The sequence below is a fragment of the Streptococcus sp. 1004_SSPC genome (assembly GCF_001069025.1).
In the GTDB taxonomy this organism is placed as follows: Bacteria; Bacillota; Bacilli; order Lactobacillales; family Streptococcaceae; genus Streptococcus; species Streptococcus vestibularis.
Window position 1 is genome coordinate 1 of sequence record NZ_JWGQ01000125.1, and the last position, 8,371, is coordinate 8,371.

General features: G+C 38.4%; 9 protein-coding genes and 2 pseudogenes. 5 read left to right on the forward strand and 6 right to left on the reverse strand.

Annotated elements, in window-relative coordinates; translation table 11 throughout:
• Positions 1–160: 160 nt before the first annotated feature.
• A complete protein-coding gene (locus ADF62_RS08895; protein ID WP_048788622.1) occupies positions 161–1,414 on the reverse strand; it encodes a diaminopimelate decarboxylase in 1,254 nt (417 codons plus the stop codon).
• A gap of 245 nt (positions 1,415–1,659) precedes the next feature.
• Between ADF62_RS08895 and ADF62_RS08900 the strand changes: the two genes are divergently transcribed.
• From ADF62_RS08900 to ADF62_RS08905, 3 genes are all read left to right on the forward strand, one after another.
• The gene (locus ADF62_RS08900) at positions 1,660–2,253 is read left to right on the forward strand and encodes a hypothetical protein (RefSeq protein ID WP_048788623.1); all 594 of its coding nucleotides are present in this window, start codon (positions 1,660–1,662) and stop codon (positions 2,251–2,253) included.
• Between the two features lie 78 nt (positions 2,254–2,331).
• Positions 2,332–2,454, forward strand: a complete 123-nt coding sequence (locus ADF62_RS11720) for a hypothetical protein (RefSeq protein ID WP_275043076.1) — start codon at positions 2,332–2,334, stop codon at positions 2,452–2,454.
• A gap of 14 nt (positions 2,455–2,468) precedes the next feature.
• The gene (locus tag ADF62_RS08905) at positions 2,469–2,657 is read left to right on the forward strand and encodes a hypothetical protein (protein ID WP_227278534.1); all 189 of its coding nucleotides are present in this window, start codon (positions 2,469–2,471) and stop codon (positions 2,655–2,657) included.
• A gap of 61 nt (positions 2,658–2,718) precedes the next feature.
• Here the strand turns inward: ADF62_RS08905 and ADF62_RS08910 are convergent, their stop codons facing one another.
• From ADF62_RS08910 to ADF62_RS08920, 3 genes are all read right to left on the reverse strand, one after another.
• Complete coding sequence (locus ADF62_RS08910; protein WP_048788624.1) at positions 2,719–3,408, reverse strand: Bax inhibitor-1/YccA family protein; 690 nt, start codon at positions 3,406–3,408, stop codon at positions 2,719–2,721.
• Positions 3,409–3,431: 23 nt separating this feature from the next.
• Positions 3,432–3,935, reverse strand: coding sequence for an HD domain-containing protein (locus tag ADF62_RS08915; RefSeq protein ID WP_003098033.1), 504 nt, complete (start codon positions 3,933–3,935; stop codon positions 3,432–3,434).
• 101 nt (positions 3,936–4,036) lie between these two features.
• Positions 4,037–4,774, reverse strand: coding sequence for a TrmH family RNA methyltransferase (locus ADF62_RS08920; RefSeq protein ID WP_048788625.1), 738 nt, complete (start codon positions 4,772–4,774; stop codon positions 4,037–4,039).
• Between the two features lie 102 nt (positions 4,775–4,876).
• On the opposite strand from ADF62_RS08920, the gene ADF62_RS08925 reads away from it, so the two are divergent.
• The gene (locus tag ADF62_RS08925) at positions 4,877–5,155 is read left to right on the forward strand and encodes an acylphosphatase (protein ID WP_037621586.1); all 279 of its coding nucleotides are present in this window, start codon (positions 4,877–4,879) and stop codon (positions 5,153–5,155) included.
• 85 nt (positions 5,156–5,240) lie between these two features.
• Positions 5,241–6,158, forward strand: a complete 918-nt coding sequence (gene yidC / locus ADF62_RS08930; RefSeq protein ID WP_048788626.1) for a membrane protein insertase YidC — start codon at positions 5,241–5,243, stop codon at positions 6,156–6,158.
• 276 nt (positions 6,159–6,434) lie between these two features.
• Here the strand turns inward: yidC and ADF62_RS08935 are convergent.
• A pseudogene (locus tag ADF62_RS08935) lies at positions 6,435–7,638 on the reverse strand (IS110 family transposase).
• 173 nt (positions 7,639–7,811) lie between these two features.
• Positions 7,812–8,371: pseudogene (locus ADF62_RS11230) on the reverse strand (IS3 family transposase); the annotation flags it as partial.

Here is an 8,371-nt window from a genome sequence, read left to right on the forward strand (position 1 = left end):
ATAAAAATACCTCTTAAGTAGATTTTAGGTATTTACCTTGTCTACTTAAGAGGTATCATATCACATAGCGGGTGGTTTATCTGTTTCGCACCTTCGGAGCGAAACGGACTTAAAGTCACATAAGCAAAATAAGCTAGACCTCCTAGGTCTAGCCTATTTGTTAAATTTCAAAATCAAATCCGTCAAGTGTCGCAAAATAATCATTCATAGTCTCTGCACGGCGAATCATTCGCGCTGTTCCATCTTCTTGATAGAGGATTTCTGCCGAACGAAGACGACCATTATAGTTATAACCCATTGAAAAGCCATGGGCACCAGTATCATGGATAACCAAGATATCTCCAATACGAGCCTCAGGCAATTCACGGTTCTTAGCAAACTTGTCATTGTTTTCACAGAGCGAACCTGTGACATCAACCACTTGAATATCACCATTTGGATTAGTCATATTAGTAATGTGGTGGTAGGCATCGTACATTGCTGGGCGAAGCAAGTTAACTGCAGAAGCATCAACACCAACATAACGTCGATAAGTATCCTTAATATGGAGAACCTTAGTAACAACGAGTCCGTGTGGCGCTGTCATGAAACGACCAAGTTCAGTGTAAATACTGATGTCCCCGAGATCATTTGGAACAAGGATTTCATCAAATTTAGTATGAACACCTTCACCGATAGCAGCAATATCGTTTTGCTTGTTCGCTGGCGTATAATCTACCCCAACACCACCTGATAAGTTGATAAAGTCAAGGCTGACACCAAGCTCATTCTTAATTTCTACAGCCAATTCAAAGAGTTGAGCAGCTAAGGTTGGATAGTACTCATTCGTTACTGTATTTGACGCCAAGAAGGCATGCAAACCGAATGATCTCACCCCTTTTTCTTTAAGGTAGGCATAACCTTTGAAAAGTTGCTCCTTAGTCATCCCAAATTTAGATTCTTCAGGATGATCCATAATATCTGTACCAAGTGAAAAGACACCACCTGGGTTAAAGCGTAAAGAAAGCGTTTCAGGAAGCCCTGCAGCCTCTTCCAAGAAGAAGATATCTTCGTAAGCATCAAGGTTAATTGTCGCATTAATATCACGCGCGTAAACAAATTCTTCTGCACGTGTATCATTAGACGTAAAACTAATAGCAGTGCTATCAAAACCAATTTTGTTACTCATGACAAGCTCTGTATCAGTCGCACAATCTACACCGCACCCTTCTTCCTTCAAGATTTTGAGGATTGCTGGATTAGGTGTTGCCTTTACAGCAAAGAATTCTTTAAAACCAGGATTCCATGAAAAGGCTGCATTAACTGCACGCGCTGTTTCACGAATACCTTTTTCATCGTAAAGGTGGAAAGGTGTTGGAAATTCTGCAGTGATTTGATCAAGTTTATCAGCCGTAATAAAGGGTGTTTTTGTCATTTTATTCTCCATTTTTTACAATAGTAACCTTATTATAGCATAAGAAAAGGCTTGAACCCCAAATTTCTAATAATCTCAAGGGATATTTCATAATACAATAGACGCATAACCTTAATAAAATAATGGGGATTATTTATAAAAAAATATCTTTATTCTGGGGCGATTTCTCTAATAGCCGTCTTTACATTGTCAGCATGTGCCAAACCAAAACTCGATGCTAAGCTTCTGTTAACGACATTATCTATATGTCTAGAAGAGGCCCCAAACTTAAAGCTGATCAAACCTTGGTTGAAGCCTCATTCAAACTTGAGGATATTTCTGAAGATATGAAAAATGAGCTAAAAACATCTGCTAAACAGTTTTACCTCAAAGATGAGGATGGTAAAAAAGTCACATCAAGTAAGATTGACAAAGATGACCTACCTATTCTCTTCAACAAAAATAATAACGTAGAAAATGCTACAGATGACTTTGGAAAAGTTGAAGCTAATGACTACAAGACTGTCTCTCTCTTTTTCGAAGTGAACAACGATTCAAAATATAAACTCTATTTTGAATCAAAAGATGAAAAGACAAAAGGACAGACTGTTTCTACTAGTCCAAAAAATTTCGATGGTCAAACAACTACCAATGTAAAAAAAGATGTTGATGCTTATTTCAACGCAGTTTCTCTAGATGGAGAAAGTAAAAATTACAATAAATTTGTTTCTAATGACTTAGATAAGACTAAGAGTGAACTTAATCAATATTTCTCAGATAGTCTTCAATATAGCTATGATGAAACTGATAATATCAAACCAACTGGAGATGAAGTTCCAAAAGTTTCCGGATGTGTTTAAACTGATAACGGTGAACGTGGTAGTTACTCTGTTGATAACTTTATCGTTACTAAATATAAGACGGAGTTTAACGTTGACATGTCAACTATCAGTATGAAAGCTGCAGACGATGCATATGCGGCTAACCATCCAAGTCTTACTGACGATCTTAAAAACTACCTACAAAGCAATATGCTAACGCTGGAAATGTCGACCAATTGACCCAACAATACTATATGGAAACTTACTTACCTAATTCAATTAAAAAAGTAAGTCCATCGGTACCAAAGACAGACGAAACAAATATCTTTAAGGATTACTCAGTTGAACTCACTAAGAAAGACGATAAGTGGGCCTTTTCCGACAAAGATAGCTATGTCGAAAAATGGGATTACTATCTTCTCTCCTACACCTATACAGGTTAACAAGAAACCATTACAAAAAACGTTAAACACAAAAAAATCAGCCGAACGGCTGATTTTTTTACTAGTCACGACTTGCAAAGATTCGCAAGATATTCAAGAACAAGTTAATAAAATCCAAGTAGAGACTGAGCGCCATAGAAACCGCCCATCCATCTGTGACTTGACCATTAGTACTATAATAAATCTTTTTAATTAACTGATTGTCATAAGCAATTAAGCCAGAGAAAATGAGAACTGATACAATACTAATCACAAAACTCATCGTGCTACTTGCAAAGAAAATATTAACTAAGCTAGCCACAATAATTCCAATCAAAGCCGCCATAAGGAATTTGACCATTCCTGACAAATCACGCTTAATAGAAACTCCGATAAGTGCCATGACAAAAAAGACAATGGCAGTACTAATAAAAGCTTGGAAAACATTAGCCTGAGTGTACTGGACAATGATAAAACTTAATGTAAAACCATTCAAGGCTGAATAAACTAAGAATAAGGGCAGAGCCACAGGTGTGTTCTTTCGTGCAGCACCACTAGCCAAAAAAACCAAAGCTAACTCAACAAAAATAGCTGCCGTATAAACCCAAGAATAATTCATCAGAATATTAACAAAAAGATGAGAGAGAGGGAATAACATCAGATAAGAAATGACTGCTGAAATCCCTACCCCAATACCAACAAGACCGTAAATCTTCCCGAAAAAGCGATTTAATCCTGCATCACTAGTTGTATAAATTGCATTTGATTCCATAAATATCTCCTAAGTTTAATAAATTAATGGTGGTGACTTTGTAGAGTCTTGCGACGGAAAAACTTACGATTTTTAATGCGATTTCGTAAAGGTGTCACTGCTTCTTTAACAGCCCAGTACTTATCCACCATGGTAACGATATAAGATTCCTTATACTTTGGCGGTGCAATAGTTGCTCCCCACATATGTTTGAGGATGATATCCTCTTCTTTTTTGTTTAAATTAACAAGCTTTCTGGCATTACGAACAGCAATCCGTGGGTGCACCCAAGCATGACTCTTATTAAATTTGGTTACTCGCCAATCATAATAGAAAAAGTCATGCAAGAGACCACCTCGAGCAGTGCTCTTAGCATCCCAGCCAAATTTTTTAGCAATTTTGTAGCTAGTATAACTAACATTAACCGAGTGTTCCAAACGTGTCGAATGATGGTGTTGGACAATCCCATCCAATTTTTGAAAACGTGGGTGTGAAATCAAATGTCCAACAACTTCCATGAATTCTTTATCATCTTCTGGTCGCTTCATAATAATACCTCATTAATGTTTCTAATGCTTCTTCATTATACCACTAGAGCTTAAATTTATTTTAAAAGGCGAATATTTTCCAATAAAATCAGCCTTAGGACCTAGAGACTAAACATGATAATCCCTGCAGCAACAGCAACATTGAGACTCTCTGCCTGGCCCGGCATGTTAATATGTACCAGTTGATCAGCAGACTCAGCCATCTCCTCACTGATTCCCTGACCTTCATTTCCCATCACTAGGGCAAAATTACCGTCTGTCTTAACTGCTTTATAGTCAACGGAAACCTCTGAGAGAGTCGTTGCCAAGACTGTTAAATCATGTTTTTTACAAGTTTCAACCATCTCAAGAATCGGTCCACGATAGATTGGCAGATGAAAATGACTTCCCTGCATAGAACGTAAGGTCTTCTGATTATAAATATCAGCGGATTTATCTGATAAAAAGACCCCATCATAACCTGCAGCATCCGCTGTTCGAATCATTGTTCCTACATTACCAGGATCCTGAACATCCTCCAAGAGGAGGTACTTCCCTGAAAGAGACTCTGGCAAGGCTTGAGTTTGTTTAGCAACTTCTGCAACAATCCCTTGAGGCGTCTGAGTTTCACAGAGCTCCTTGAGCACCTCTGGACTAACCAACTTAACTTTAGACATATTAGCTACACGGTCAGCCATCTCCTCAAGCACAAAAATTTGAAGAATATCCGCACCACTTGCCTTTGCTTCCTCAAAGAGATGCCACCCTTCTAAAAGATAACTGGTTTTACGGTGCTTGCGTTGCAACAATTTTCTAGCAGTCTTGATACTAGCATTTTGCTTTGATTGAATGATTTCCATACACTCATTATAGCAGAAATTGCTTGATAAATCTTGGACTTGACCGACTTTATAGCAAGGATTATACTGAAAGAAAGAGGTTTCAAAAGGAGGTCATGGGCCATGCAAAAAGTAAGATTATTAGTCTCAGGAAGAGTCCAAGGTGTTGGTTTTCGTTATTCAACCTATGCATTAGCACTCGAAATTGGAGATATTTACGGTCGAGTCTGGAACAACGATAATGGAACTGTTGAAATTCTAGCACAATCAGATAAGCCTGCTAAGCTAGCTAAGTTTATCCAAGAAGTTCGAAAAGGGCCTTCAAAATGGTCTAAAGTAACCTATGTCGATGTGACCATGGCTAACTTCCCTAATTACAGCGATTTTCGCATGGCTAATTAAGGTCGGAGCTCCGTTTTTAACTTGTTCTCTTCCTTAAAAAAGGGTAAAATAGACAAGTATAACTAAAAACAAAAGGAATGATATTGTGAATAAAAATCAAAAACGTCTAGCCCTTATGGGGCTTGCTGCCAGCATGCTTCTCTTCCTATCAGGATGTGTGAGCCTTGATAAGTCTGGTAATCCTACTGGTTGGGTTTGGAACCTACTTGGTCGCCCTATGAGCCACGTCATCACCTACTTCGCACATAATTTAAATCTGGGATTTGGTCTTGGTATTATCTTCGTAACTATCATTGTTCGTTTGATTATCTTACCACTTGGTCTTCACCAATCTCGTAGTGCGGCCTACCAAGCAGCAAAACGTGAGTACCTTGCTCCTGTCTTAGAACCAATTAACGAACGTTTGCGCAACGCTGAAACTCAAGAAGAAAAAATGGCTGCCCAGTCTGAACTCATGCAAGCTCAGCGTGAAAACGGCCTAAGCTTAATGGGCGGTGTTGGCTGTCTTCCTCTATTGATTCAGTTTCCATTCTTCTCAGCGCTTTACTATGCAGCACGTTACACTCCTGGTGTACTCAAGGATGACTTTCTCTGGTTTAACCTCGGTCATCGTGACTTCCCATTGATTATCATCATTGCCGCTCTGTACTATTTCCAATCTTGGTTGTCTATTCAACAAGTTCCTGAGGAGCAACGTAAGCAAATGGCGGCGACTATGTACAGCATGCCAATCATGATGATTTTCTTTGGTATCAGCTCACCTGCAGCCGTAATCCTTTACTGGTTTGTTGGTGGTATCTTCTCTATTATCCAGCAGTTGATTACTAACTATATCATCAAACCTCGCTTAAAAGAGAAAGTTGCTGAAGAGTTCAAAAAGAACCCTCCAAAAGCCCCTCGTACAACACCAAACAAGCGTAAAGATGTCACTCCAAAAAATACCCAAGCAATTGCAAATAAACCCCAAAAAAATCGTAACGCTGGTAAACAAAATCGTAAATAAGCTACAAAACACTCTTGGAACAATGTACTGATCCCAAAAAGTTAGACAATTAATTTATCCGAAGGATTTAGTTCTGTATTACACAGGACTGAGTCCTTTTCTACCATTTGTCAAGCATGTCAAGGCATTTGATGAAAAATAGTTTGAATTCCATAGTCAAACTAAGGAATTTGTCTATTTTTGAACTAAGGTTCAGTGTAAAAAGTGTACGCAAAAACAACGCCTTATCTAGTGATTTTTTTGATAAGGTGTTACAATCATATGGCATAAACAATTTTACCGATTTTGGGTAGAAGTATAATCGTAAAGTTTGTTATGCGTTATGAGGTAATACATTGTTCTAATGAGACGATGTATAGAGGCAATCGTGTGTGGTTTGGTTGAAGTCACTTGCGATTGTCTTTTTCGTTTCTCATAAAAGTCAGCGATATGGCAAGGATTGGTATGACTAGCTGAAGCGATGTTTTGAATGCACTTGAACAAGATTTTTCTGGCATAGGGATTACCTCGTTTAGTGATGTGTTCCTTGGCGAGAAAGTTCCCAGATTCATAGTGTCTCAGATCAATGCCGATAAAAGCATTGATTTGATTGGCAGAGTGAAATCGACGAATGTCACCAAGTTCACCAATAATGCTTGTCGCTGTGGTTTCAGCTATTCCAGGAATAGAGAGAAGAATCTCGTATTCTGGCAAAGGTTGAGCCAATGTTATCATCTCCTCTAAAACACTTTGTCTATATTCAGAAAGCCTAAGTAACTCCCCTGCATAGTATTTGACCTCTTCCATCATTGGAGAGGTTTTCTTGACCGCACAATAAGAATGATTAGCTAGTTTTGTAAGCTTATCTACTAAGTAAGTCACACGTTTTTCAGAGATGCGTTTTGATGTAGACTGACGGATGATAGCTCTTAATGTGGCGTCATCTAACTCCAGTACAAAACTATTACATGGAAAAGCCATGACCAAGTTCCAATATTGTTTCCCAGTTGGTGACGACAAGATGTTTTTCCAATTCAGGAAAAGTGACCTGCAAAACCTTGTGCAGGCGGTTTTTAGAGCAGACAATATCCTCAGTAAGATTCTGATAGAAACGGCTGAGGTCGCGTAATTCTTGATAAAGCGCTTCTTGGACATAGCTTGGTTTACGATTGAGGATGAACTGAGACGTAGCTAGTTTTTCAGCGTCAATCTTATCGGTTTTACGCACTCGCAAGCTATCTAATTGTTTCTTGGATTCTAAGGGATTGAGCCGTATATAAGCGTAACTATTATCCTCAAAGAAGGCCTGAAGACGACGAGAATAGACACCAGTCGCCTCAAATACAATCTCTGGTTGGTAAACAGTTCTCAAATCCCCAAGTAGTCGATTAAATCCGATGGCATCATTGGGTATGGTATAGCCATGTATTTTCTCTCCATTGACCAAGATGGCCACTTCTGAACTTGCTTTACTCACGTCAATCCCAAAAATTACTCGCATGATATTACCTCTTTGTCTTGAATGATTCCTTGCTTTAGTGATGTCATTTTCAATACTCGACGTTTTTCGTCCCACATACTTTGATAACATTCTTCCTAAAACAGGTGTCTTGCCAGTTTTAGTTACGACGTCTAGCGCCAAAGGACTCATCGACTTAACAAGACACCTCTACTTTAACATAACGAAAAAAGTAGTGAGTACTTTCTCCCGTCGGAGATTTCCTCACTACTAATCTTAGTATGTTTTAGTTTTACCTTAATTCGTTTATTGTTGTAGTAATCAATATAGCCTACAATAGCTTGTTTCAAATGCTCAATTAACTTAAACATCTTCTCATAACCATAAAACATCTCAGACTTCAGAATGCAAAAGAAAGACTTCATCATGCCGTTGTATGGGCTTGTTCCCTTTACGTGACATGGATGGTTCCTTTGTCTTCTAAAAAATGATGATAGAAATCGTGTTGATATTGCCATCCCTGGTCACTATGAAGAATCGTATTTGTATAATGTTACTCAGTGAAGGTCTGTTCTAGCATAGATTTTATTTATTTCAAGTTGAGCGAAGTAGAAAGATTGTAGGCGATAATTTCGCTGTTAAAACCATCTAAAACTGGCGATAAATAGAGTTTTTGATTGCTTGCTGGAATGGTAATCTGTGTAGTACTTTTCCATTGTCTTGGATGCTTCAAACTGGCGTTGAATGAGATTCTCTGCTTTCTTGCCAACCTCTC

Excerpts from the sequence above, each read along its gene's own strand:
- ADF62_RS08895 (WP_048788622.1), bottom strand. The coding sequence starts at position 1,414 with ATGACAAAAACACCCTTTATTACGGCTGATAAACTTGATCAAATCACT.
- ADF62_RS08900 (WP_048788623.1), top strand. The coding sequence starts at position 1,660 with ATGTCTAGAAGAGGCCCCAAACTTAAAGCTGATCAAACCTTGGTTGAA.
- ADF62_RS11720 (WP_275043076.1), top strand. The coding sequence starts at position 2,332 with ATGTCAACTATCAGTATGAAAGCTGCAGACGATGCATATGCGGCTAAC.
- ADF62_RS08905 (WP_227278534.1), top strand. The coding sequence starts at position 2,469 with ATGGAAACTTACTTACCTAATTCAATTAAAAAAGTAAGTCCATCGGTA.
- ADF62_RS08910 (WP_048788624.1), bottom strand. The coding sequence starts at position 3,408 with ATGGAATCAAATGCAATTTATACAACTAGTGATGCAGGATTAAATCGC.
- ADF62_RS08915 (WP_003098033.1), bottom strand. The coding sequence starts at position 3,935 with ATGAAGCGACCAGAAGATGATAAAGAATTCATGGAAGTTGTTGGACAT.
- ADF62_RS08920 (WP_048788625.1), bottom strand. The coding sequence starts at position 4,774 with ATGGAAATCATTCAATCAAAGCAAAATGCTAGTATCAAGACTGCTAGA.
- ADF62_RS08925 (WP_037621586.1), top strand. The coding sequence starts at position 4,877 with ATGCAAAAAGTAAGATTATTAGTCTCAGGAAGAGTCCAAGGTGTTGGT.